The organism is Faecalicatena contorta (assembly GCF_001404335.1).
Taxonomy (GTDB): Bacteria; Bacillota; Clostridia; order Lachnospirales; family Lachnospiraceae; genus Faecalicatena; species Faecalicatena contortus_B.
On record NZ_CYZU01000004.1, the window covers coordinates 24,624 to 49,056 of the forward strand.

The window sequence follows — 24,433 nt, forward strand, 5'->3', positions numbered from 1 at the left end:
TAAGACTCGCTCACCAGGGAGGCCTATTTATAACATTCTTCCAGAACTTCTCTGATGTCCTCCAGCGTCATCGGTTTGAAGAGTAATTTCTGAATATTTGGTGTGACAACTCCCTGCATATCCTTTACCATAACCTCCAGTGCTTCGTCCGCCAATCCCAGTTCCTTGAAGTTTCTTGGCATTTGGAGTACGTCAAAGAATAATTCTTCAAACTTCCGGATGACCATTTCACCCATTTCCAACGGCGGAATGTTTTTGTCCATCCCAAATACGTTTACGCCAATGTCAACAAAACGGAATGCGGTATTCTCATCCAGAGCCCAGCGCATCCAGCGGGGTGTGATAACTGCCAGGCCTGCGCCATGCGTAATCTTATCGTTATAGGCACTGACTTCGTGTTCCAGTCCATGGCAGATCCATGCCGCATAATTCCCTTTTGTGGTAATGCCGTTGCACGCCCATGTACAGCCCAGCATAACATTGGCACGGGCATTATAGTTCTCAGGCTCATTGTAGGCTATTGGGCCGTATTCAAAGAAAGTCTTCAAAAGCGCCTCCCCTACTCGTGCATGGAAATAAGCGCCGTCCACCTGGGTAAAGTATGACTCCAGCGTATGGCTGATCCCGTCCACAATTCCGGCAGCTGTCTGCCATTTTCCTACGGTAAATGTATATTCCGGATCCAAAAATGTTACCTTGGGCCGAAGATCCGGGCCATGGAAGCCCTTCTTGACCTTTGTATCTTCATTGTTCAACACCGTACTTGTTGTCATCTCGGTTCCTGCACCGGAAGCTGTGGAAATAACAAGCACCGGAAGTACTTCCTTCTTCCACCACTGCCCAACCAGTTCGGACACATCGCCGTCATAATAGAAAGCAGTTGCAATTGCCTTCGCTGTATCAACACAGCTTCCGCCTCCGACTGCCAGGACGGCTTCAATCCTGTTCTCACGGCAAATATGGACGCCCTCGCGCACCAGGCCCATCTTTGGATTCGGTTCGACTCCCGGGAGCTCCTTAATATACGCGCCATCCTCATTCAGAATGTCCATTACCTTATCATACAGCCCCATTTTCTTAATACTTCCGCCGCCGTATACAACCAGTACCCGTTTGTTTGGGCTCCAGATGTTAATACTTTCCGCCAGGTTATCGAGCGCTGTTCTGCCAAAAAACAGCTGCGTTGGTGCACAAAACATAAAATCTTCCATTTCTCTTCTAATTTCCATTACTATTTCCTCCTGTTTGACTTTATTTATTCTGCTATTTGCTGGAAGGCATCCAATGTCTTCCAGAGTTCAGGCTCCCGATCCCAGAGCTTCATCATGATCGTGCCTATGTAAGCTCCGTCTGCCCCCGCTTGTTTTACTTCGTTTAATTCTTCTGCCGTTGATATTCCTGTTACCCCGAAAACAGGTGCTTTTACCCCTGCCTTTCTAATATAGGCCACGCGTTCTTTCCACGTGGTAAGCCCCGGCCTTGGTTCTGTTCTGCCATTTTTATTGCTCAGGAACACAATCTGGTTATCATTCGCTTTTGCAAGCTCGATTGCTTTTTCACTGGTATCATAGCCAATAAAAGTTGCCGTAGCGATACCGCGTCCATTCAGATAACGCATGATCTCCGGATCCATGGCAAGAACAGAATATACCTCAATTTCCTTGCAAAAATCACCAAACCGCTCCAGACCGATTGTCTCTATCACATCCGGATAGAGCACCAGGTGGATTTCCAGGTTTGGATGTTTTTTACGTATTTCGCGGAGCGCATCCATATACACTTCATATCCGCTGCCATACAGATTTCTGGCAGAGCGCATCCTTTCCTGGATAAACTCCGACTCGCGGGACGGGTCAGCCGATGGCATATCAAATTGCAGGGCACAGACGCCATGCGCAACATAATTGTCTACCATTTCTTTCGTTTTTTCGATGGTCGGCCAGCCGTTTATAATATAAAATACAGGCCTGAATCTCATATTCACCACTCCTTTCACCTACGATTATGAATCACTGATCAACAGGCTTTTTTGCCGCCCGTCATTCAGCCTCGGTTAAATATCGGAAAGAATCCAGTTTCTCCCATAGTTTATCTTCATCTTCCCATAGTTCCATCAATGCCGTACCGATATAGGCTCCATCGGCGCCTGCATCTTTTACTTCCTGAAGCTGTTCCTTCGTTGAAATTCCAGATACCGGATAAATCGGACCTTCTACCCCGCGTTTCCGGAGCCACTCAATCCGCTGCTTCCATGTAGCCAGGCCCTCTCTTGGTTCCATGTCTTCATATCTGCTATTGCTGCGCAGCATCACAAGATTCTTCGTGCGAACCGCACGTTCGACCATGAACTCCGGCATATCATAGTGCAGAAAATCTGTGGTGCGCACGCCCCGGCTGTTCAGATAATCTGCGGTTTCATTATTGTCAACCATAACCGTATATGTCTGGACTTCCAGACAGTAATCCGCGAACTTTTCCAGTCCGATGCGGTCCGCCACATCATTGTACAGTACCTGATGGAATTCTATTTTGGGATGCCTCTTTCGGATCTCCCTGATACAATCCATGAATATGTCATAATTCAATCCATATTGATCAATTGCATGCTTCATGCGTTCCTGAATAAATTTGGATTCCCCGTATGGATTAGAGGACGGCATGCATATCTGAATTGCATTTACACCATGATCGACATATTTATCGACCATTTCAATCGTTTTTTCTACGGATGGCCACCCGTTAATAATATAAAAAGCCGGACTAAATTTCACCCTTCTACCTCCTTTACAATCTGCCTTCTTCGATACGCCTGATAATCTCTTCCAGAGGGATTGCCTTTGCCGTATATTTTGTCAATTCTTCCAAATGAATCTTCGACCGTTCTTCCGTATCAGATGCCACCATGTCCGAGGCCGCATAGGCCTGGAACTGCCGCCACATTGCATCCGTGGCTGTTGCGCGCACATCATAATTCGTCTTTACACCGCACACAATTACATTACGGATCTCTTTCTCCTTCAGCTTCTTTTCGAGCTCCGTGCCAAAGAATGCGGAGGACGCAAAATGTGATATGACCAGATCCTCCGGAAGGACCTCCAGCCGCTCATCCATTTCGGCATCCCAGCTTCCCTTAGGCGGGACAGGATCCCTTCTTTTCAGAACTTCCGTATCCAGGGAGCACTCTTCTCCCTCAGACTCTAAATTTGCATATACGATAAGGACACCGCGTTCTCTCAGTTTCTGAATACCATCCAATATAGCAGGAATTACCTTTTCTGTTGTTTCATAAAACAAGCAGCCTTTTTTATTCGTAAACTGATTCTGCATATCCAGCACTACCATTGCGGTCCGGTTCGTTCTCTGCATGTTATCTCCCTCCCTTACAGTTTTCCTGCCTTCAGCAGCTCCATAACCTCTTCAGAATTTACAACGCTGCAGTACTGATGGCCCATTTCGTTTAGATGAAACTGATTCAGTTCCTCGGTATTTGTTCCCAGCATATCGCTGACCATAAAAGTGCGGAAACCGTAACTGGCCGAATCAATGGTCGTTGCACGGCAGCACACATTTGTCTTTACTCCGCTGACCAATACATTTTCAACGCCTTTTTTCTTTAGTCGTTCCGCCAGGTCGGTATGCAGAAATGAACTGGCTGCAAATTTCTGCATCTTCCAGTCTCTTTCCGGGTCATAAGGAATCCTCTCATCAATTTCAGCTCCATAAGTCCCTTCTACCAGCGTTCTCGTATCGTGTGTAATCCGTGTAAGCTCCGGATTGGGTTTATGTTTATCCGGTACAAGAGAATAGATAATGACTATGAGGACTCCCTCGTCTCTCATGCGGTTTATTTTCTCAGCAAAATCTTTCAGCATAATCTCTGTGGTATGATAATACGCTTTTGCCCCTGGCTTCGTAAAATCGTTCTGCATATCAACTACCAGCAATGCCGTTTTTGTTTCCATAGTAATCACCTCCCGTTGTTATGTTGATACTACAAGTAATTGTATAACGCACTTATGTGCATTATTTAAATATCATCTCCTTTTTATTGGATTTGTATTGGCATGCAGTCAGTCCTGAAATAGAGCTGGCTCGCTTCTACCGGAAATGTCACCACACCATTTGTCGCAGTACATACGATTGCACGGTATAGCAATGGAAAGTCCTTTGGAACTTCCAGGGCAGAACTCATCTCCTCATCCGCAGAGATTGCACGCAGTACGCACCTTTCGGGTGTTATCGAAAGCCCAAAATTATTCTTTAGCACTTCCGACAAAGTGGTTTTGCTTAAGTCGATTTCTGAAAGTCCCCGGAGATACTTTATATTAATGGCTGTCTTAGCATAAATTACCGGAATCCCGTCGCCATAATATATCCGTTCATAATTCAGAACCTCATCTCCTGAATCAAGATGCAGGCATTCCGCCGAAACGGCGTCGCTTGGAAGCAGCTCCTGCCTGAGTACTTTGTGGGATGGCTCCATACCCTGCCGCCGGATCATCTCGCTGCATCCGTAATCATCCTTGCGTATCTCATTTTGGCGTTTTGATGCCTCTTCGACATAAGTGCCTTTCCCCTGAATTTTGTAGATATACTTGCTGGCTGCAAGTGCATCAAATGTTTTCCTAACAGTAGTCCGGCTGATTCCATATTGTTCACACAATATATTTTCAGATGGAAGCTTCTCATGCTCAGCCCAAAGTCCTGAATTAATTTTCGTAATAATATCCATCTTGAGACGATAATATTTTGGCACAGGAATTTCAGATGTGTTATCCATGACATTTTTATAATTTTCTTGCTCCATTCATCTTCAATCCTTTACATTTTGCTGTTATTATACCATATCCAGAAAAAATTGCCAAACATTTAAAAGCTTCATTGTTATCGCTTTTTTCTTATGTGAGATGTTATCAGTCTGCAGCTGCTGCTTTATATTCATAGATTTCCCTGCGGAGTTTATCCAGGTCTTTGGCCAGGCTGATCATTGCGGTTCCTACAAAGAATCCGTCCGCCCCGGCTTCCTTTACACCCTTCACATCTGCAGGGCTTTGGATTCCCCCTCCACAGTAGATTGGGCGTGTAATTCCAAGGTCATGCATATATTGGATCACATCCCCTAATGTCTCATATCCGGGCAGGGCCGTCTGCCCGGGGAACGGCTTTGTCTGCATATAGATGAGTCCCCCCGGCTTCAGACAATTGTTCAGCCGTTTAGGATCCAGTATAAAGCTGCCAAATGAACATCTGGAAACAGCCTTTTCATCTAACGCATCTATGGACTCCTTCGTCAGATTTGCTGAAATCACGCAGTCCACGCCCGCCTGCACACAAAAATCCGCGTAGCGTTGCGGGGTTACCATATCAAAAACTTCCTGATATACCATGGTATATACTTCCCGATCCGGATGTCTCTTCTTGATTCCTTCTATCGCATTAAAATATACTTCATAATCAGCTTCCGCAGCGTACGCCTCCTGCATCCACGTTTTAATTGTCTCTTTTTCGTAACATGGGTTGGGGCTTGGAATGCTGATTTCCACCGCGTTGCACCCGCCTTCTATATAGACATCCGCCATTTCCAGGCTTCTTTCCAGTGTCGGATAGCCAAGCGAAAGATAACCTACCATCTTCATTCCCTGCACCTCCTTTTTATTTATTTTTTGCAGATACCAGAGCAGCTGCCAGCTTCTCGTCTACACAGGCTTCTAATTTCCCATTGGCCTTAATGGAGGAACCGATAATAAATCCGTCTGCATACGGCATCTGTTCCTGAATATTATCCACGGATACTCCGCTTCCAACGATAACCGGGATTTTTACGGTCCGTTTCACACGCTGTATGGTTTCGATGGGTGTTTCCTCGCCGGTTGCCCTTCCCGTAACAATAATGGCGTCCGCGCCCTGCTTTTCTGCAAAATATGCCGACTCCTCAAGCCGCGTCTCCGGATACATCATTGTTCCGTGTTTTACCTGTATATCAGCCAAGACTGCAATATCCCGCATTCCTTCCTGTCTGCGCACCTCCCAGACCCGATTGGCGCTTGGATAAGAAACTCCCGGTGGAAAAATCATCGTGTCTACAAATGTTGTCAGCCTGACAAAACCGGCTCCGGATGCCTTCGCAACCGAAAACATATCCATACAGTCCGGCGTTAAATAAGATACTCCCGTAGGAAGGCTTACTGCCTGGCTTACTGCTTTGCAGATAATACTCATTGCCGCCAATTGCAGCTGCCCCCGCGCCATTCCCGAGGGAAGATCTAACGTAGGCTCTGTCAGTATTGCATCAAATCCCGCTCTTTCCAAAGTCTTTGCATCTGAAACCGCTTTTTCAATGATTGCGTCCATACTGCCTGCATAATTCATAGTCCCCGGCAAAGGAAGACAATGCACCATACCGATTAAAGCACTGTTTTTCTCAAGCATATTCATAAATTTCATACGGTATCACTTTCCCTTCATTTCTATTTTGCATCCGGACGCTGTCTGTTTCGTTCCAGTAACTCTTCTTCTGATGGGGCACGTGTCACAGAGCCATAGTCTTCAATAATAAAAGAGGCTTCCGTGCTTCCATACTGTGCAGCCGTCACAGGATCTTTGCCTTTACTCAACCCATATAGAAATCCTGCGACAAAGGCATCGCCTGCACCGATGGCGTTTACATTGCCGGCAGCGTTATCCGTGATCGGAACCGTTGTCTCTACGGCCTCGCCGCACTTTTTCTCGTATACAATGCAGCCTCTGATACCCAATGTTTTCACAATAATCTCTGCTTTACCGAACTTAAATAAATCTGTAATATCTGTATATCCATACATCTCATTGATCCATTCTACTTCTGATTCATTTGCGAATAGAATCGCGGTATCCCTCAAAATTGGTTCTAAATTTTCTTTGTTGAAGACAGAAGCATCCTGGCTCATGGACAGCACCATCGGCAGGCCGGATTCCTTGATTGCTTCATACATCGGCATCAAATCTCCTGCCTTCGGACAAGTAAGGACTGCCATCCTGCTGTCACTCAAAAACTCCGGACGAAGGGGAATATGCTCCGCTACCAGCTTACGCAGATCCACATGCCCTTCTGAGGAGTGATAACCGCCGATCGTAATGTGGTTTTTGTTCTCGTCCTCCAGCATATAACAGGTTAAATAATCATATTCCCCCTTTGGAGACTTAAAGACCGCGTCAACCGGTGTCCCGTATTCCGCATTCACGCGATGAATTTCATCCTGCATGCGGTCATCAGAATATGCCAGAACCGGATAAACCGGTACACCTAACTTAATCATATTATATGCGATATTCCATGCTTTCCCTCCATAATACAGTTTATCGAAATTAGTATTGGAAATCGGAGTTGTCACGCCTGGCTGCGGAAATTCTTTAAACTTAAATACTTTTACAGTTGTTGCTGTGCCAAATACTGTAAATTCATATTTCTTCATCATATCTTTCCTCCTTTGATTGAAAATTGTCACCGCACCTGGTAATGTCATCACTACAAGATTAGCACATGAGTTTTCTATTTGCAAGTATGTTTTTCATATTTTTTATTCTAGGCTCTTTTTTCATGGTTTTATACAGTTTTTGCTCTCTATTTTTGATAATATCGCCACTTGTAATTACAAGGATATAAGTTTATAATAAAACTATCAATAAAACCGTGTCATCGCTTTTATTCCTGGTAATGTTTGTCATCGCAAATAAAGATTCTTATTAGGAGGATAAATTTATGGCACAAAATACACAAGGAAACCAAAATGGGAAAGTAAAAGGGTTTTATGGCTGGTTTATCGTGGTCGCCTGTTTTCTGCTCTCGGCATCCAGTACCGGCCTTCTTACGAACCTGAACTCACTTTTTATTACGCCTGCAATTGAAACATTAAAAGTAAATCATTCTACATTTATGTTATTCAGTACACTGGCTATGTTTGCCTCTATGCTTGCAACTCCCTTTATCGGGCCTTTATTCCGTAAACACTCCGCTAGAAAGCTTATTATCATCGGAGGTATTCTGGGGGCCTGCGCGCATTTAATTTACTCCGTTGCAGCCAATGTCTGGTTCTTTTATCTGGGCGGAATTATTGCCGGGGCATCATCAGGATTATTTGGAACAATCCCAATGAATTATCTGCTGGCAAACTGGTTCTATGATAAGCGTGGTACAATGACAGGAATTGCCTTTACAGGTTCCAGCCTGATTACTTCTGCACTTTCCCCTGTTGTCACCAGGCTGATCGCAGCATATGGATGGCGGACAACTTACCGCATCCTGGCCGTAACAATCGTAATCGTTGTTCTAATCTCTGTTCTGTTAATACGTACCAAGCCTGAAGATATCGGGCAAAGGCCCCTCGGTACCGAGAACAAAAGTGAAGCCGAAATCAAACCAACTGGTTTTATGCGTAAAGATGCGATGAAAAAAATCTGGTTCTGGACTTACGCAATCGGCGTATTCCTGATGGGGTTAGTCGTATCCGGTACCCAGCAGCAGTTAGTCGCCTATTGGACTTCAGAAGGAATCTCTGCAGCCAGGGCCGCTACATTCTTCTCAGTTGTTATGCTGGTTGGATTGGTAGCAAAAATTCTTCTTGGAGGTGTATTCGACCATTTTGGAAGTTCAAAGTCCATTATTATTTGCGGGGTCATCTGTGCAGCGGCATTTGCTACCCTTGCCACCTGCCTTGGAAACGTAAGCGCCTTTATACCGGTTATTTTATTCGGAATCGTGTCTGCTGAATTGGTTATCGTTCCTTCCTTTACTGTACAGAGGGTATTCGGCCTGCTGGACTATGCATCAAATGTCAGTCTGTTTACTACGATTCTGTTCCTTGGAAGCGCCGTCGGCATTCCGTTTTGTGCAATCATTTTCGATTTAACAGGAAGCTACCGGATTGCATGGTTCCTATACGCTGTCCTTGCAGTCATACTGACAATCTGCCTGTTTATTTCCAACAAACTTTCGATTAAAGCGTTTCAAGAGACTCTTGGTATTGAAAGAGTGGACTAGATTGTAAGAATAAGCAATTCAATATAAGATAGCAGAAAAAAGGCTGCTCCGCACCAAAAGGTTCGGAACAGCTCTTTTTATTTATATTCCAAAAGTAATGCAAACTTCAGGACAAGTAGATATTCAAATACATACGTTCTGTGCAGCACAAAAAAAGGTGCAAAAAAGTTTACACAAAGTTGACATACAATCGCTGATCTTATTGACAAACCAGCACTCAAATAGTATAATATAACAAGTTATTTAGTTCTTTTAACCTGGTTCTGTTTTCACAGTTTAGTAACTGATCTTCGAATAATGATAAACCATTTATTCATTTTCACTATTTATACCACATTACATGCATAATATGAAAGAGAAGCGCAATACTAATTCTGTGGCAGTACTGCAGTGATATCCTTTTCTATTTTTATGAAATCCATGATAGTATGACTGATATTCCTTTGATAAATCCGGAATTACTATAAAATTGTTTTTTACGTAAACCCAGACGGGTCCCTCTAAGATAAAGAAGCTGTCCTTTCAGGCCACTACCCGGCCGTGAAAAGGGCAGCCTCTTTTGTTCATGCACAAAAATCTGTTTTTTCAAGTACGCCAAGACAAGCATCTTGCTCCGCATAACATAATACCGCCCCGCACCTCCCCCATCTGCTAAAAACCCGCTAAAATTCCCCTGCCCCCATTGTATCCCGCCCCCTCTGCCCATATAATAAAGCGCAAAAAGGAGACCAAATGAAACATACTAACCTACTGACAGCAATCAAAGGAATGATCGTAGGCGGAACCATGCTGGTACCGGGTGTAAGCGGCGGTTCCATGGCTATGATACTCGGCATTTACACCAAATTAATCCATTCCGTAAGTTCCTTTACAAAACATAAAAAAGAAAACCTTCTTTTCCTTGCAGCCTTTTCTGCAGGCGGCGGATTTGGTATGGTTCTCTTTGCCCGTCCTATTCTCGGACTCATCCAAAATTATCCCATGCCTACTTTGTACTTCTTTATGGGTGCAGTAACGGGCAGTGTACCCTTAACGCTTAAGCAGGCGGACATCCGGCGCTTCTCCTGGAAATATCCGTTGTACATGGGCATTGGGCTGTCTGTGGTTCTCCTATTCGCCCTGCTTCCCTCCGGCGCCTTACAGGCTGATATGGCTAAAGGGGCTGGCGGCTTGCTGCTTCTGGTATTAGCTGGATTTGTCGCAGCAATCGCACTGGTGCTGCCGGGAATTAGTGTCTCCTATCTGTTCCTCCTGATGGGGATATACGATTCCGTTATGCGGGCAATCAGCAGTTTCCGGCTGACATTCCTTGCGCCCCTTGGCATCGGGCTGCTCTTGGGAATTGTCTTTACCACGAAGCTCCTGGAACACGCCATGACAAAATACCCCCGGCCGGCATATCTTATAATTCTAGGATTTGTACTAGGTTCCATTGTGGAACTCTTCCCCGGTATTCCGTCCGGGCCGGAAATACTTTTCTGCATCCTCACTTTTGCTGCCGGATTCGGAATCATCCGGCTGGTTTCTGTAACCGAAATAAAGCAACTCCAAAAATCCAGACCCGAATATCAATAAAATAGGGGTTCGCAGGCGGATCAGCAATCCGTCTGCCCTTTATGTATCTCTTCTAATATCCGGTCCGCCAGCACCCTGGCCCCTTCTCCGTCTTCCTCCATCCCAACAAGCTCCATAAACTGCCTGCACGCTGTTCTATACGCCTCATAATCGAACGCCAGAATATTTTGGCGCAGCTGTGTTTTATCCTCTGCCAGGGAAAAGGGCAGCTCCCCGAAGGTAAAGTACAATTCCCGCTCTTCTGCCAGATACCTGGCAACATCCCCCGCAAAAAGAAATACCGGCCTTCCCGTCAGCATAAACTCAAACATACTCCCGGAATAGTCCGTAATCATAACATCCGCGGCAGCCATAAGCTCCTGCATGTCCGGATAATCAGAGGCCGGGATTACGCCCTCCGAGCAGTCTGTACCCTGATATGCCACATTGGGATGCATTCTGAAAAGGCAGATATAATCCCCTCCAAATCTGTCCCGCAGAACTTCCAGGCAGGCGCCGATATCCAGCCGGTACCCCACGCCTCCCGTTTTCGACCGGAAAGTAGGCGCATAGAGAAGTATCCTTTTCTCTTCCGGTATCCCAAAATGTTTCCGTACCTTCCGGATTACCGCAGGAGGCGTATGGAGCAGAACCCCGTTTCTGGGATGACCGCACCGCATCACTTCTCCATGATACCAGAAGCTATTTCTGTATTTATCCGCCCGGAAAGCGTTATTGGAATACATCAGATCCGTCATGGATGCATCCCGCACGGCCTTTCTTACATAGGCCCGGTCCAGCCGCCCTGCATCCTGTTCATTCTTCTTCAGTCCCAGGGAAGAATGCCATGTCTGAATATAGTACTGATCCTTCTTTTTCCGTATGCGGATACCGCTCTTAAAGTTATCCACCCACACCCGCGCCGTCGCCTGCTCATACACCGCCCTGATTCCACCGTACCGGACCGGACGGATACCTTTGGGGAATTCTTCCGACATACTGCGGGTCAGCCATACGAGATCCAGATCCTCGTCCCGCTTTAACAGCTCCTCTGCTATATACTTCGGATCGCAGCCATATCCCCTGCCTCCAAAATTATCAAACACAATTTTATGATCCCTGGCCGGCAGCAATGCCAGGAAACACAGGATCTTTTCACATGCCACCCAATATGCCTTTTCCAGCCAGCACGGTTTACGCTGCTTTTTCATTTACCCTCTGCCCTCACTCATTGATATTTGCTAAAATGTTTATTCCGTTTTCATATGCCGTTTTATCGTTTGCCAGCCGGACACAGTAAGCTTCAACTATATCCCTCGGCTCTTCTTTTGAAATTTGGATTCCCACGGTCATTCCGTTCTTCCCCAACTTTTCTTGCGGAAAGGGATTTGCAAATTCGGCGCTGACTGTCCCCTTTTCCTTGGATTCCATTGCTGCGTCGGCCCTTATCCGCTTTTCCACATCCCCGCACCGCAGTATAAAATACCACCGGTAGTCCGGATTGATCATAGCAAATCCGCTGTTTCTGACCTTCAGCTCCAGCCGTAACTGCTTTTTCGCCGTAAAATGTCTGTCAATACTAAATGATTCTGCCCACGGCCTGCAGCCCAGATGCATTTTAATGTATTCATCACCCGGCATGTTGTCATATTCCTGCTCCGCCCAGTACTGCCACACCTCATGATTATACTCCGCATGCAGGTACGACAGATTCAGCTGCCGCGCTTCTTCCGCCACATTGTGTATATCAGTGAATTCACTGATAAAGGGCATCTCTCCCCCGTTAAACGGCACCTTGATGTTCGCAGCGGACCATTTCAGATCCTCTTCTCTTGTGTAATCCTCCCTGTAAGTACCCAGATCGCTTTCACTGGAAAACAGTCCGTCATTATAAACTCCCAGCCTGCCGGTGTCACATCCCCACGATTCGGCTTCCCGTATAAACTTCTGTCTTCTTACAGACACGGGGATCCTTGCATCCAGCACACTCTCCCATGCTCGGATGACCTCCATACGGTATATTTTTGTATCCATGTACCGGCTCTGGGTCCATTCCCCAAACGCCCCGATCATACCGGCCTGGACTCCCGCAATGCGGCTTTTGTATGCATTCAGAACCTGGCCGGTCTGCCGGATGTGTTTTAACATAATTTCAAACTCCGGATCCTCATACTCCCCGATAAAATCATATGCCGCCCGGAAGATCACCGAAAGCCCCAATTCCTGTGCAATCTGGAGTGTATGTTCCAGATCCCGCATCTTGTCATTCGGTATCACCTCCATTTCCCGCTCGTCATCCAAAAGAAATGTAAGCAGAACAACATCATAATCCGGGTGTTCCTCCGCCACATCATAGAGCCTGTCAGGATCACCGGTCGAGCACTGAAAATAGACTCCCTGAAAGGGATTTGCCACTCTGCTGCCACTTTCCCTGTAAGTAAAAACCAGTCTGGCCCGATATTCAGATACCAACCAGATAACCGCGGCGGCCAATAAAACTATGAGAATCATAAACCGTAGTGCCTTTCGGACTTTTCTATCTTTTTTAATCGTATCAAACCTCCGGAAATAATTTCAAATACACTTCCGCCATCACCCTGTATACATGCGGCGAAACGGAAAATACGAGGATCGATAACCGATCCATAAATCCCGCACATTCCAGGATCTCTTTCTTATATGTACTGTAAGTCAGCTTCCATTCTGCTCTCAGCAAAGCACCCAGCTCTTTTCGGTCCGGCAGAAACTTCGCGGTCCGGTACCAGGCGATCTGCAAATTGGTAAGATATCTTTTCCTCGCATACCGTTCCAACTCCCAGTCATTGTTATCCCTGAAAAATGTAACAGCCTCCCGCAGCGCCCTGATTTTATCCAGGCGCTTTTCCCGAAAGCCGTCATTCATGATACTCCCGCCGCGCTGCAGATAACGGTACAGCGGCTGGTTTGATACGGCGACCCGGCCGGCTTCATAAAAAACACGGTATGTCACAAACTCGTCTTCATGAGTCTTCCCCTCCGGATATACCAGCAGCGGCTTTAGGTCTCTGTGATAAAGCTTTCCCCAGGCAGTAATCATCGCACGTGCGCTTTCTTTCACAATCTTTTCGGCAGCCTGCCTGCCGGTATAAACCACGGTATGGAAGACCTCTTCCCCTTGATTTTTGTTCTGCCTGCTTTCGTTTTGCTTGTTTTGACCCTGTCTGCTTTTGTGCTCCCATTCCAGGCCGTATGCACAGACAGATACCTTCGCCTGGAATTCTACGGCATTATTATACAGCACCTCCAGGTATTTCGGCTCGATCCTGTCATCACTGTCAATGTATGTAATATACTCCCCTGCTGCCAGGCCAAGCCCTGTGTTTCTGGCCCCGGACAGCCCCCGGTTTTCCTGGTGCACGACGCGGATCCTGGCATCCTGCCCTGCATACCTGTCGCACATCTCCCCACATCTGTCCGGGGAACCGTCATCTATCAGGATCAACTCAAAATCCTGAAATGTCTGGCTAAGAATAGAACCGACACATCTCTCCAGATACTTTTCCACCCCGTAAACCGGGACAATGACACTTATCATATCTTTAGCTCCTCTACTGTAAGAATTCAGGCCTGCCCGAACTCTTACCCTCTACTTTAAAACTGCCGATACATACCGTTTCATCAGCGGATAACATATATAAAAAAACAGACTGATAATCTTAATTAATTTGCGTTTCAGTGCACACATGCAGAAGAGATAGAACCACCGCTGCAGCGCCGAGGGAAGTGTCTTCAGCTGTTCTGATGCCTTTGCGGTCCCAAGCGCCTTCTCTGTCTCCGCAGCATAGGCAAACGTACCTGCCCGCTCCTCAAGGCGTCTCAAAGACTTTCCTTCAAAGGGAATATTTTTTATCATTGACCAGCAGAAAGACCGCATGATCAGCGGAACAACCATATCCAAGTTCTCTTCCAGTACGCCCTCCCCCTCGAGATAACTAACCAGCGAACAAATCATGTTGACGCTTTTTGTGTGTATCTGAGGATCTGATTTTCGGGTCGTAGAAGCATGATCCGTCACATAATAGCAGACCGGACAGTCCATGCAATAAAACACTGGATAGTGGCTCCATACCTTCATATTAAACAGAAAGTCTTCCATATTCATAGACCGGATGTCATCCATCCATATATCATGCTCCCGCAGAAACTGCCTCCGGTATAATTTGTTCCACACATAACCAAACATGCTCTCCGTCTTCACCTTATGGTACAGTCCCGTTTCTGCGGCGGTTCCCTCCCGCTTCATCAGGCCTTCTCCGGCGGCGTGCACCCACTCCCGGGTTTCGCCGTTTACCCGGTAATAACTGCCCATGACAACGTCCGCGCGGACGTCTTCTGCCTGCTTCCACAGCCTGTATATACTGTCAGTGTCCGACCAGTCATCCGCATCCGCAAAACAGATATACTTCCCTGACGCCGCTCTGAGCCCGTAGTTTCTGGCCAGCCCCTGCCCGCAGTTCTCAATGTGATACACTTTGATCCTGCCATCCTCTGCGGCCTCCTCGTCGCAGATCTTCCCCGTGCTGTCCACAGAACCGTCGTCAATGATCAGAATCTCGATCTGTTCCTCCCGTTCCCATCTGCGAATCGCACGAATACAGCGTCGTATAAACTTCTCCCCGTTATATACGGGTATGATAAAACTGATCTCCATAGCGCCTCCTCTTTCGATATAATTTTCCGGGCCCACGCCCTCTATGCCTTCATGTTCTTTTTCATCCTTCGGTTAAAGATGAGATAGAATGCCAGATAGCAGAGGTTGCACACCACCCCGCATACAGCCGCTTTGAGCAGAAAATGCAGGACCCCGCCCTCCGGGAGCGCCTTCACGGCAGCCCCCGTAACAAAGAGGGACACTGCCAGTAGCAGAAGCGTGATAAACTGGTAGTATATTTCATTCAAGAAGCTTTTCTTAAAATACCTGAACACAATGAGGGGTTCATACCAAAAAAGCGTGACCGCCGATGCAATGGTCGTCGCAAATAAAATCCCCCACAGACCCCATATTTTTCCCAGCACAAAGGAAAGGACGATATTCAGTCCGCCCTTAATCAATATCATCCGTTTTATATTTTTAAACAGCCCGGCACTCTCCCGGTACATCTTGGTGGCAGAACGGCATATTTCCAGGTAGTAATTTACAATGATCACTATAATCACTTCCCGGGACAACAACTCCACCGTCCCCATCCAGATCCTGATAAAATCCTGAACCAGATAATAAAAACAGACGATTGTGGCTCCCGTCATCCATGAATTGATAAACGAATAAAACTGGAATCCCTGGTATTGATTCTCCCGTTCGCTTACAGACAGCAGCTGTCCCACCCTTGCCGTAATAGCCTCGTAGAATGCTCCAATCAGGCTTGTAATTCCCGCAATAATGAACTGGTAATTGGAATAGATTCCAACCATAGCCGTATTAATAAAGCGGGAGATGAAGATATTGTCCGTATTGCTGATCAGGACTTTCCCGAAACGGTACATCACCATATCGGCCACATTGTTTTTGATGGCATCTGCTTCCTTTTTTTCCAACTCCCTACCCGGTTCAAACAAAAATCCATACCGGGCCTTCAGATATTTGCCGAAAATTCCATTTATGAAAATATTTTTTACGAGTATACAGATTACAAATGCCTCATAGCTCCTGAAATACTTTAACAGCAGAATCTCAACGATCAGAGCCGAGGCATCCACCCCGCCGGTCACCGCCGCCACAAAGTATCTGCGCTGATCCGCCTGGATGAAGTAATTTCTCACCATCTGCCTGTTGTATAAAACAACGGACAGCATGAATGTCAGATATGTAACAGTGACCTCCACATCACTGATACTGGCATTTACCGAGAATACTGCAAATATGGTCGATACAGTTCCGATTCCCAGAACTACCCAGGTCATTTTTTTATAAATGCCGTCATAATACCTGTAAATTGCGGCCAGCCTTTCTTTGTCCCCCCTGGCCAGCGGGCCGTAAAAGCTGAACAGCATGGCCGTCCCCGCGCCAAAATACGCAAAGGACAGCACGTCACAGAAATTAGAGTACAGGCTTTGGAGGCCCAGGTACTCCACGTTCAGATACAGGCATATCACCCGCTTTGATATCAGATTAATCACCAGTGACAAGACCTGGCTGAGCATGCTGACAATGATATTCCATTGCAGTAGCTTTTTTCCACTATCCTGCTGCATTGCGCTCCTTCTTTCGGTAAACAACTTTTCCTTTATTAGAAGACTTCATCGTGTCCACGACTTTGTAATCGCAGAAGATAAAGGTATCCAGATTTCTCTCGATCCAGCGGATTCTGAAAAAGCTGTATGTCCATCCCGTCAGCATTCCGATAAATACCCCCGTTCCCCAAAACGGAATCGGCCACTTGCTGGAGAACAGGCTGGCAATCAGCGTAACTGCAAAAAACAGCGCGCCCGTCAGAAATGCTCCCGTCATATCTGCGAAGTAATACAGATAAATAATATTCCCATACATCATGAAAATTCCGAGAAAGGCAACGACCAGCATAGGATAAATCGTCATCGTAACACTGTCGAACCCGATCTTCTTTCCGAACAACACCATAAACAGAAATATAACCGACGTGATTGCAATCTGTGTGCCAAACACCTGGATAATCTGCTGAGAGAGCGTCCGAAACAGCTTTTTGCGTCCCTTTGCGATCATTTTATAGGTTCCCCCGATGACGCCTTCCATGTACTCTTTATAGGCAGTATGGAACCTCGTCTCCACCACAACCATGAAGGAAACCATCACGGAAATGTTTGTAAACATGGCAAGGCAGGAGGCCATGTCATAGGCCTGGTGGCTGTAATAAGTAGAAGCCACATAGAGGCGGCCGGGCACGGTCCAGAATACAAAATTATGGACATACAGGCCCAGGATGTATAAAAGGTTGGCCCCTAATAGTCGTTTAAACGACCACAAGTAATGCATACACTCCCCGTATTCGTTCGACACGCTTTTAAAATACCGCTTGATATAGGAAAAATCGCAGACTGCGATCACAAAGAATCCCAGCGACAGCCCGTATATGATGGAGTGGATCGCATCCTGTCCAGCCAACCGGTAGAAGGCAAAAGACACGACAAAGCTGATCGCCATACCAATCACAAAGAACAGCGCAATGATTTTATAATCTTTGGTCGCATGCAGATACGTGATCGCAAAAAATAATATAACCAGCGACATCCACTGCACATAGGCAGCGAGAATAAACGGCAGGTCGATCTTCCCCCGTACCCTCAGGCTCCATCCCACAGGAAGGAACATAAGCGTTGCTATGATACAGCATACAGAATTCCCCGTATAGTAGGAGGCCAGTATGTTGGAATACTCTTCCATGTAAAATTTATCCGCCAGATATCTGGAAAAGATGACATTGAACGGAGAGGTCAGTATGACGGAAAAGATAAAGGTGTAAAGTATGGTGGAGGACAGCAGCTCTCTGTCCGCATACGGCACCTTCGTCATCCCCAGAAAAAAATAGAGCAGAAGGATGGCCACGATCACCAGTATCATTGGACCGATGGTCACAAGGGAACTGTACACAATGCCCAGCATTCCCCTGGATATGCTTTCTTTCCTGTATATTTTCTTTAATTCAAATCCGATGCCCGCCATTTTTCTCCTCCTCTCTTTCTGACAGTTCAAGATAAAGATTATAATATGTGCTGAAAACCTCGGACTCATCGTATGCCTTTACAACTCTCTGGTAACCCGCCTGCCCCATCTTGATTCTGGACGCTTCATCTCCTGCCAGCTTCAGGATCGCGCGGGCAATTTCGGATACGCCCATTACAGGCACAATATAACCGGCCATGCCGTAATTGTCGCGTTCCCCCTCGATCAGCCCCTTGCAGTTCCCTACATTTGTGGCAATAAATGGTTTCTTCGCGGCAAAGCCCTCCAGAATAGAAAGCGGCTGGCCTTCGCTGATACTCGTCAGCATCAGAATATCCATCCTGCCAATGTACTCTTTTACGTCAATGATCCCAGTAAATTCCACATCCTGAATGTCCATATCCCGCACCATGGTACGGCATTCCTCCGCATATTCCTCTGCTTCCTCCATGCCCCCCATGATCCACAGCTTTAGTCTTGGCTCCATGTTTTTAGCCAGCGCAAAGGCGCTGATCATAGTCTTAACATCCTTGATAGGGGTGACACGAAGAACTGCTCCTACATTGATATATGGATCCGTATCCTCTTTCTGCCGGATCCCCTCAAATTTGTGGTAATTTACGCCGTTCGGAATAACCACCGTCTTTTTTTCGTCGCATCCCAGTTCAATCTGGAACCTTCGGGCAGCTTCAAACAGGGATACCACCCTGTCGGCGTACTGGTAACAACATTCTCCGATCTTTTTGAACTGGTCGATCCAGATATCCTTGTAGATCCCGCTTACCCAGTCCGCTTTGATGATCTCTTCCTCCCGTTCCCGTGTGTACAGCCCATGCTCTGTCATCAGGAAGGGGCGCCCGTATAAGCTCTTCTGCATACACCCCCAGATCCCGGCATACCCGCTGGATACGGAATGGTACAGATCCGCCTTCTCCGTCCTGGATTTTAAGATCGTAAACAGGGGGAGCTAAAGGGAACGCATGGTCCAAAGGAAATCTGAAAATACAACCCTTCTGAAATTCGTATTATAGTAGTCCAGAGTCATCTTAAAAAAATCACGTCCCGAAAGCAGCGCATTCAGCGAAACCTCTTTTTCTGCAAAAAATCGGATTATCACATTCCAGTCAGGATTGCTTTCGAACATCAGGTTTTCGAACGCATCGTACTCTTCCCCTGTCAGGGAAACCCTTTTCTGGGTTTTATTATTCACATAATCGTCATCCAGTAGATACACCTCCTGAATCTCACTGACATTCGAAGGAATCTTATATTTAAACTGCAGATTCGCATCCGGGCTTGCCGCTATAGACTGTACAACGAATTCTACATCCGGCATGGCAAGCATCAGCCCCTGCATCCAGCTTGATACCCCGCCGTTGACATAGGGATATGCTCCTTCAACAATTAAACATACTTTCATTCAAACCATTTCCTTTCTTCCTTATACTGCCCTTGTGCGGCCTCATCCGGTTCCTGTTACCTTTTCTCCTGGTATGTAATCTTTACATGCTCTTTTTTCGCATCTACCAAATAAAGCGTATCATTGATTTTAGTAGTCTCAGCCCCTTTTACCGATACTATTTCCCGGCCTGCCGGCAGGGACAGATAGAAAAATGCCCTCCCTGTAAAGTTACCGATTACTGCATCTATCCCGGTATCCGAATACGTAATATTCGGTTCCATCATTTGAAACGCTTTGATTCTGTACACGGCCTCGCCGACCGTCACTCGTTCCAGCCATGGGATATCTTCCTTTTCTACCCCCAGTATTGTCTCCAGATTGCGGCAGTAGTCAATCCATCGTACCGGTTTCCCCTCATCCGTGCCGTATAGAAACGGGGGAATATCTGTAAAAACACTATTGAATCCTATTCCGCGGCTTAACCCCTTATCCTGAAATATGACGTTCTGATATTTTTTCTTTGATATCTGCCGATATGGGATGCAGACCGTATCCGTCATCCCTTCTGTCCATTTAAAATCAGAATCCCACAACTCCAGCCGGTTATCAAAGGGCGAGTCCGTCTCCCGTTTCTGGCTGTAGCTGTTAAGCGAGCCGATCTCATTACTTCCCTCCACAATCCCTTCCAGATAATATGCGAGCATCGCATTCGAAGGTTTTTTGATCCCCTCACCGTCATCTGTGTACCATGTCGTTTTAACCGAATACCGCTCTTCGCAACGCCGGAATTCCGGGAAGAAAATATCATTTTGCACTCCCATGCTGTTTCTTTCATATTCCTTCTGCAAATAATCTGATGAGAATTCATCGGTATATGGCATTCCTGATACAACAAAGCAATAAGCATTCACGATAGGGTACATATACGCCTGGTATAAATCTGTAAAAAGAAAGCTGATTACTGCATAGCCCATGGTTGCGGACATCAGCTCCCGGTCCGCCACATAAACGCTTCCGCCCTTTATGCTGTCCTGATAACGCCAGAATACCGGGGCAAGCTTTTCGTTTTTTACCTTCTTATCCTGCAGTGCCGAGCCATAGACTTCTGTCTGCCTTTTCAGGGTTACGGCCTTCATCGTAAATGCTTCTTTGCTCTCTGCTATCTCACCGAACAAAAGATTCTCTGTAAGCCGGATCCCCTTTTTTTGCTCAATCCCCTTATAAGTATCGATTCCCAGGAGATCTCTCACGCTTTTGTCCTCCAGTGCGGTTTCCGAGGGGATCTCTGTAAAGAAAAGTGTTGTGCCTCTTTCACTGTACTGTTTTAGCAGCCTGAGCTCCTGCTCCGAAAAATCTGTTCTGCATATAAATAAGATTTCAGCCCCGGCACAATCTTCAAGCACCTCTTCCGTCCGAAAACCTTCTTTCATATTTTCAAGCTGCAGGACGGATGTCTGGTAACCTGCGGTATCCCGCCCCCAGACTACAGTCTTTTCAGCAGTCTTGTATTCTGCTCCCTTTCCGGCTTGTTCTTTATCCAGCTGCTCCGCCAGCTTCACCACCGCCTTATATTCTGCACGGTTGTCTGTTTCGACTCGGCTGGATTCATGAATGCTCCTCCAAATATTATCCAGGTTGCTCACAATCAAAAAAACAAAGAGAAGGCAGAACAGGATAATCACTATGTAAACAAATATGTATTTCTTCAGCTGGTTCTTTTTGGAAAGACCAAGCTTATTCAGTAATTTCATTTTATGCTCCCTGCTTTATAACGCGACCAGGCATTCCATGTGCTCAACATCATTAACACCATATACTTCCCTACCTTTAACAGGCCGGTATGCATGGATACCCCCGCGGTCCGCTCATGCATGACGGCAGGTACCTCTTCGATCTTAAAACCAAGCAGCAGCATCTGCACGATCATATTCAGATCCGGATACTTTAAATCAAAGTTATTGTACTCAGAATAGAATGCAAACGCCTTTCTGTTCAGTCCCTGCAGGCCGCTGGTAGGATCGGTCAGACTGCAGCCGGTCACTTTTTTAATGATTTTCCGGAAGAAATAGATCGTATACTTTTTTAATTTTGAAATCCGGAAAGACTGGCTCCCTTCTAGAAACCTGGAACCTATCACAATATCCGGGCAGGCGCCGTCCCCACATGTGCCTTTCTGCTCGCCGCCATCCGCCGGAAAACAGCCCAGTTTTTCACAAATTACTCTTATGTTGCAGAGATCGTGCTGGCCGTCCGCATCCATCTGAAGCAGATAAGCATATTTTTTTCCACGGCATACTTATAGGCGGTCTGCAAAGCTGCGCCGTATCCCATATTGAAGACCTGGCGTATCACCTTAAAACCGGTCTCCTCCACAATTTTTGAAGTACTGTCCGCAGAGCAGTCATCGATCACCAGGACATCCATGTACGCCTCCAGCCCCATTTTTTTCATGTCTAGAAGCAGATCTCCTATATTTTCAGCCTCATTATACGCCGGTATCATCAAAAGTATATTATTCATTCTTTGCCACCTACCTCTTCTTCCGCTAGTTTCTTATAGTCTACAGAAAGATTTAATGTAAAATAAGGATCTTGTGAAATCTTAAAAACAGTCACCGTCTCATCGCTGTAATATTCCCAGACATGGTTTGGATAGATCTGTTTTACCGCCTCCATCCAGTAATGAAGCTTGGACATAACCACATCCCTCTGGTAATAATACGGCGCATCTGCACCATGCAGCCCGCTTGAATCCTCGGTCCAGTCAATGTCCTGCAGTGCCATCTCCGGGCTGATTGCCTTCACCTTGTCCGGTGCATCGATGTCGCTTCTGTCTATTTCCCGCCGGTCATTGGCGAAGGAGATCGGATGCCGTTCTGTCACTACGTATATGTCCGGAGTGGGAATATAGATACTTTTCTTTCCCCTGTCTAAGTCTTTTAACAAGTCCACGATTTCATAATGATAGCCATCGTACCGGATTACCGACAGGTCATTGGTGGGCGATATGACTGTCCACGTGTACTTTTCGTGATTTTCACAAAGATCCAGGCTCACCCTCATATCTGCCTCAGAGATTGTAATGCTGTAATAGCGCTCTTCCTTTATTCTCCCTGCAGACGACATGGCCCAGATACCGCCGGTAATCAGAACCGCGAAGGACATTTCCAGGTACTTTTCCTTTATCCTGCACAGCCTGAGCATAGTAAACAGCATTTCGAAAGGCAGTCCCAGCAGCGGGATACTCAAAAACGTCAGAAACGTTGCCATGCGCTTTACTTCGATCAGGGCCGGAAGATTCAGGTAATAGGCACATGCGAGTATCGCGCCGGCCTCCCACAATACCGCCCAGAAGAGATACCCCAGATACCTTATCTTCTGTCTGGAAAAGATCAGGCCCAGCAGGGCATAAACGGCAAGCGCCCCGTCCGCCAGCATAAGCATACTGGCCGTATCTCTCTTGTTCACATAGTTGTAAGACAGATATTTGGATTCATCCTTCAGAAGATTTTCCGCAAGCGTCAGGACATCTTCCTCCCGCCAGTTATAGGACTTTGCTTCCGCCTTCCCGCCATCCGCATCTTCCTGATTCTCCGACTCCGCCGTTGTCTGTGCGATCCCCAGCGCCCATTCAATGGAACGCTCAAACTCATATCCGTTCAGATATCCCCAGACGTAGGGGATACACGCCAGAATAACGCCTGCAAGCCCGGCCGCAGCAAATCGAAGCAGGACTTTCTTTCGCAGAATGGGAATGAAAAAGACCAACCCAAAGCAGACGCAGATAACCAAACAAAGGATGGTGATATAAAAATGGGCCATGAGCGTCCACGTAATACACGCGGAGAACAATATCAGCTCTCCCTTCTGCTTATTTTTTATGTACGCCAGCATGGCATAGACCATGCCGAAAGCAGCAACAAGCCCGAACTCCATTGGAAAGGAAAACTGAAATCTAAAATAGGACGTAGTATGGAATAAATCCGTAAAAACAAAAAAGGCCCAGCCTGCCATGGCCACATATCTGTTGGAAAAGAATTTTCTGAACAGTGCATATGCCGAGCCAAAAACCATGACGGTTGAAAGAACCGAAAAGTTCAGGTAAACCCGGGTAACATTCATCGGAAACAATGTTCCAAGCGCTGCATTCAGGGTATGCACGCCATGGGGATACATTCCGGCCGGGAACAGGTTACCATGGATCAGCGCCCCGATCCAGTAAAGGTGGATCTCCTCGTCCGTGTGCCCATACCCCGTGTTATGCAGTTTGTACCATCCGTAAAACCAGATGATCCAGGCCATCACAGCACTAAATATCAGGATTTCTGCCACATTTCCCTTAAGACAGCGCTTCTTTTGGATCAGCCACCCCAGCAGCTTCTGCCTGATTTTACGGAAAAACACCTGGAAGCCATAGATTCCCAGTATCAGTTCCTTCAGGACCTTTGCCGAACGCCGCCAAAAGGCCATGATCCTTCTGCGCTCTCTCCAGGATGTCAGGGATAAAGGCAGGATAACCAGCAGGAGCAGCAGAGAAATAAAATGAACCAAATGCAGAAATCCAAGTAAAAGAACAATAAAGTTAATATATAAATTTCCGATGCACTGATAGAAGAAAAAACGGAAAGTCAGCTCTTTTTCGGCTGTATATTTTCGGAGGCAGACAGAGGGAAGCATCAGAGTCAGAAAAAAATATCCTGCCGCGCTCCCTATTATCGTCCACACATTTTCCCATATCATCGTCATCTACCACCCTGTCTGTTTATTCAAGTACACCCCGGAATTAC

21 protein-coding genes and 1 pseudogene are annotated in these 24,433 nt (G+C 46.5%); 2 read left to right on the plus strand and 20 right to left on the minus strand.

Annotated elements, in window-relative coordinates; translation table 11 throughout:
• Positions 1-23: 23 nt before the first annotated feature.
• From ARB69_RS03030 to ARB69_RS03070, 9 genes are all read right to left on the minus strand, one after another.
• Positions 24-1,229, minus strand: coding sequence for an iron-containing alcohol dehydrogenase (locus tag ARB69_RS03030; protein WP_050639339.1), 1,206 nt, complete (start codon positions 1,227-1,229; stop codon positions 24-26).
• Positions 1,230-1,255: 26 nt separating this feature from the next.
• Positions 1,256-1,978: a tryptophan synthase subunit alpha gene (locus ARB69_RS03035; RefSeq protein WP_055150949.1), complete on the minus strand. Its 723-nt coding sequence runs from the start codon at positions 1,976-1,978 to the stop codon at positions 1,256-1,258.
• A 61-nt stretch (positions 1,979-2,039) separates the two neighbouring features.
• Positions 2,040-2,771, minus strand: coding sequence for a tryptophan synthase subunit alpha (locus tag ARB69_RS03040; protein WP_050639337.1), 732 nt, complete (start codon positions 2,769-2,771; stop codon positions 2,040-2,042).
• 13 nt (positions 2,772-2,784) lie between these two features.
• Entirely contained in the window at positions 2,785-3,366 is a 582-nt protein-coding gene (locus tag ARB69_RS03045) for a cysteine hydrolase family protein (protein ID WP_050639336.1), read from the minus strand.
• A 14-nt stretch (positions 3,367-3,380) separates the two neighbouring features.
• Positions 3,381-3,962, minus strand: coding sequence for a cysteine hydrolase family protein (locus tag ARB69_RS03050; RefSeq protein ID WP_055150952.1), 582 nt, complete (start codon positions 3,960-3,962; stop codon positions 3,381-3,383).
• A gap of 83 nt (positions 3,963-4,045) precedes the next feature.
• Positions 4,046-4,807 (minus strand): GntR family transcriptional regulator, encoded by a 762-nt coding sequence (locus tag ARB69_RS03055; protein WP_050639334.1) that lies wholly within the window; start codon positions 4,805-4,807, stop codon positions 4,046-4,048.
• Between the two features lie 106 nt (positions 4,808-4,913).
• On the minus strand, positions 4,914-5,645 hold the full coding sequence (locus ARB69_RS03060; protein WP_278312353.1) for a tryptophan synthase subunit alpha: 732 nt from the start codon (positions 5,643-5,645) through the stop codon (positions 4,914-4,916).
• Between the two features lie 7 nt (positions 5,646-5,652).
• Complete coding sequence (locus tag ARB69_RS03065; RefSeq protein ID WP_055150958.1) at positions 5,653-6,444, minus strand: BtpA/SgcQ family protein; 792 nt, start codon at positions 6,442-6,444, stop codon at positions 5,653-5,655.
• A gap of 23 nt (positions 6,445-6,467) precedes the next feature.
• Positions 6,468-7,454, minus strand: a complete 987-nt coding sequence (locus tag ARB69_RS03070; RefSeq protein ID WP_050639331.1) for a carbohydrate kinase family protein — start codon at positions 7,452-7,454, stop codon at positions 6,468-6,470.
• Positions 7,455-7,738: 284 nt separating this feature from the next.
• Here ARB69_RS03070 and ARB69_RS03075 point away from each other — a divergent pair, with 284 nt between their 5' ends.
• Both ARB69_RS03075 and ARB69_RS03085 read left to right on the plus strand, forming a co-directional pair.
• Positions 7,739-9,016, plus strand: coding sequence for an MFS transporter (locus tag ARB69_RS03075; RefSeq protein WP_050639330.1), 1,278 nt, complete (start codon positions 7,739-7,741; stop codon positions 9,014-9,016).
• Between the two features lie 732 nt (positions 9,017-9,748).
• Positions 9,749-10,591, plus strand: coding sequence for a DUF368 domain-containing protein (locus ARB69_RS03085; RefSeq protein WP_055150961.1), 843 nt, complete (start codon positions 9,749-9,751; stop codon positions 10,589-10,591).
• A gap of 20 nt (positions 10,592-10,611) precedes the next feature.
• Here the strand turns inward: ARB69_RS03085 and ARB69_RS03090 are convergent, their stop codons facing one another.
• The 11 genes and pseudogenes from ARB69_RS03090 to ARB69_RS03135 form a co-directional block, all read right to left on the minus strand.
• Positions 10,612-11,781: a CDP-glycerol glycerophosphotransferase family protein gene (locus tag ARB69_RS03090; protein ID WP_055150964.1), complete on the minus strand. Its 1,170-nt coding sequence runs from the start codon at positions 11,779-11,781 to the stop codon at positions 10,612-10,614.
• A 13-nt stretch (positions 11,782-11,794) separates the two neighbouring features.
• Positions 11,795-13,081: a DUF4832 domain-containing protein gene (locus ARB69_RS03095; protein WP_242857514.1), complete on the minus strand. Its 1,287-nt coding sequence runs from the start codon at positions 13,079-13,081 to the stop codon at positions 11,795-11,797.
• 43 nt (positions 13,082-13,124) lie between these two features.
• The gene (locus ARB69_RS03100) at positions 13,125-14,144 is read right to left on the minus strand and encodes a glycosyltransferase family 2 protein (RefSeq protein WP_055150967.1); all 1,020 of its coding nucleotides are present in this window, start codon (positions 14,142-14,144) and stop codon (positions 13,125-13,127) included.
• 51 nt (positions 14,145-14,195) lie between these two features.
• Positions 14,196-15,260: a glycosyltransferase family 2 protein gene (locus ARB69_RS03105; RefSeq protein ID WP_055150970.1), complete on the minus strand. Its 1,065-nt coding sequence runs from the start codon at positions 15,258-15,260 to the stop codon at positions 14,196-14,198.
• 41 nt (positions 15,261-15,301) lie between these two features.
• Positions 15,302-16,801 (minus strand): hypothetical protein, encoded by a 1,500-nt coding sequence (locus tag ARB69_RS03110; RefSeq protein WP_055150974.1) that lies wholly within the window; start codon positions 16,799-16,801, stop codon positions 15,302-15,304.
• Positions 16,788-18,245 (minus strand): exopolysaccharide Pel transporter PelG, encoded by a 1,458-nt coding sequence (gene pelG / locus ARB69_RS03115; RefSeq protein WP_055150977.1) that lies wholly within the window; start codon positions 18,243-18,245, stop codon positions 16,788-16,790. The genes ARB69_RS03110 and pelG overlap by 14 nt, the downstream gene beginning before the upstream one ends.
• A pseudogene (gene pelF / locus ARB69_RS03120) lies at positions 18,226-19,665 on the minus strand (GT4 family glycosyltransferase PelF). The gene pelG and the pseudogene pelF overlap by 20 nt, the downstream one beginning before the upstream one ends.
• A gap of 56 nt (positions 19,666-19,721) precedes the next feature.
• On the minus strand, positions 19,722-21,398 hold the full coding sequence (locus tag ARB69_RS03125; RefSeq protein ID WP_055150980.1) for a DUF2194 domain-containing protein: 1,677 nt from the start codon (positions 21,396-21,398) through the stop codon (positions 19,722-19,724).
• Entirely contained in the window at positions 21,395-21,907 is a 513-nt protein-coding gene (locus ARB69_RS03130) for a hypothetical protein (protein WP_242857516.1), read from the minus strand. The genes ARB69_RS03125 and ARB69_RS03130 overlap by 4 nt, the downstream gene beginning before the upstream one ends.
• Positions 21,871-22,167, minus strand: a complete 297-nt coding sequence (locus ARB69_RS27580; RefSeq protein WP_242857518.1) for a glycosyltransferase — start codon at positions 22,165-22,167, stop codon at positions 21,871-21,873. The genes ARB69_RS03130 and ARB69_RS27580 overlap by 37 nt, the downstream gene beginning before the upstream one ends.
• Positions 22,164-24,386 (minus strand): hypothetical protein, encoded by a 2,223-nt coding sequence (locus ARB69_RS03135; RefSeq protein ID WP_055150983.1) that lies wholly within the window; start codon positions 24,384-24,386, stop codon positions 22,164-22,166. Before ARB69_RS03135 ends, ARB69_RS27580 begins: the two co-directional genes overlap by 4 nt.
• Positions 24,387-24,433 lie beyond the last annotated feature (47 nt).

Bases quoted from the DNA above. Each gene is read 5' to 3' on its own strand.
- ARB69_RS03075 (WP_050639330.1), top strand. From the start codon at position 7,739: ATGGCACAAAATACACAAGGAAACCAAAATGGGAAAGTAAAAGGGTTT.
- ARB69_RS03095 (WP_242857514.1), bottom strand. From the start codon at position 13,081: ATGATTCTCATAGTTTTATTGGCCGCCGCGGTTATCTGGTTGGTATCT.
- ARB69_RS03055 (WP_050639334.1), bottom strand. From the start codon at position 4,807: ATGGAGCAAGAAAATTATAAAAATGTCATGGATAACACATCTGAAATT.
- ARB69_RS03030 (WP_050639339.1), bottom strand. From the start codon at position 1,229: ATGGAAATTAGAAGAGAAATGGAAGATTTTATGTTTTGTGCACCAACG.
- ARB69_RS03100 (WP_055150967.1), bottom strand. From the start codon at position 14,144: ATGATAAGTGTCATTGTCCCGGTTTACGGGGTGGAAAAGTATCTGGAG.
- ARB69_RS03130 (WP_242857516.1), bottom strand. From the start codon at position 21,907: ATGGATGCGGACGGCCAGCACGATCTCTGCAACATAAGAGTAATTTGT.
- ARB69_RS03125 (WP_055150980.1), bottom strand. From the start codon at position 21,398: ATGAAATTACTGAATAAGCTTGGTCTTTCCAAAAAGAACCAGCTGAAG.
- ARB69_RS03065 (WP_055150958.1), bottom strand. From the start codon at position 6,444: ATGAAATTTATGAATATGCTTGAGAAAAACAGTGCTTTAATCGGTATG.
- ARB69_RS03035 (WP_055150949.1), bottom strand. From the start codon at position 1,978: ATGAGATTCAGGCCTGTATTTTATATTATAAACGGCTGGCCGACCATC.
- ARB69_RS03090 (WP_055150964.1), bottom strand. From the start codon at position 11,781: ATGAAAAAGCAGCGTAAACCGTGCTGGCTGGAAAAGGCATATTGGGTG.
- ARB69_RS03110 (WP_055150974.1), bottom strand. From the start codon at position 16,801: ATGCAGCAGGATAGTGGAAAAAAGCTACTGCAATGGAATATCATTGTC.
- ARB69_RS03050 (WP_055150952.1), bottom strand. From the start codon at position 3,962: ATGGAAACAAAAACGGCATTGCTGGTAGTTGATATGCAGAACGATTTT.
- ARB69_RS03105 (WP_055150970.1), bottom strand. From the start codon at position 15,260: ATGGAGATCAGTTTTATCATACCCGTATATAACGGGGAGAAGTTTATA.
- ARB69_RS03045 (WP_050639336.1), bottom strand. From the start codon at position 3,366: ATGCAGAGAACGAACCGGACCGCAATGGTAGTGCTGGATATGCAGAAT.
- ARB69_RS03085 (WP_055150961.1), top strand. From the start codon at position 9,749: ATGAAACATACTAACCTACTGACAGCAATCAAAGGAATGATCGTAGGC.
- ARB69_RS03070 (WP_050639331.1), bottom strand. From the start codon at position 7,454: ATGATGAAGAAATATGAATTTACAGTATTTGGCACAGCAACAACTGTA.
- ARB69_RS27580 (WP_242857518.1), bottom strand. From the start codon at position 22,167: ATGAATAATATACTTTTGATGATACCGGCGTATAATGAGGCTGAAAAT.
- ARB69_RS03135 (WP_055150983.1), bottom strand. From the start codon at position 24,386: ATGATATGGGAAAATGTGTGGACGATAATAGGGAGCGCGGCAGGATAT.
- pelG (WP_055150977.1), bottom strand. From the start codon at position 18,245: ATGGCGGGCATCGGATTTGAATTAAAGAAAATATACAGGAAAGAAAGC.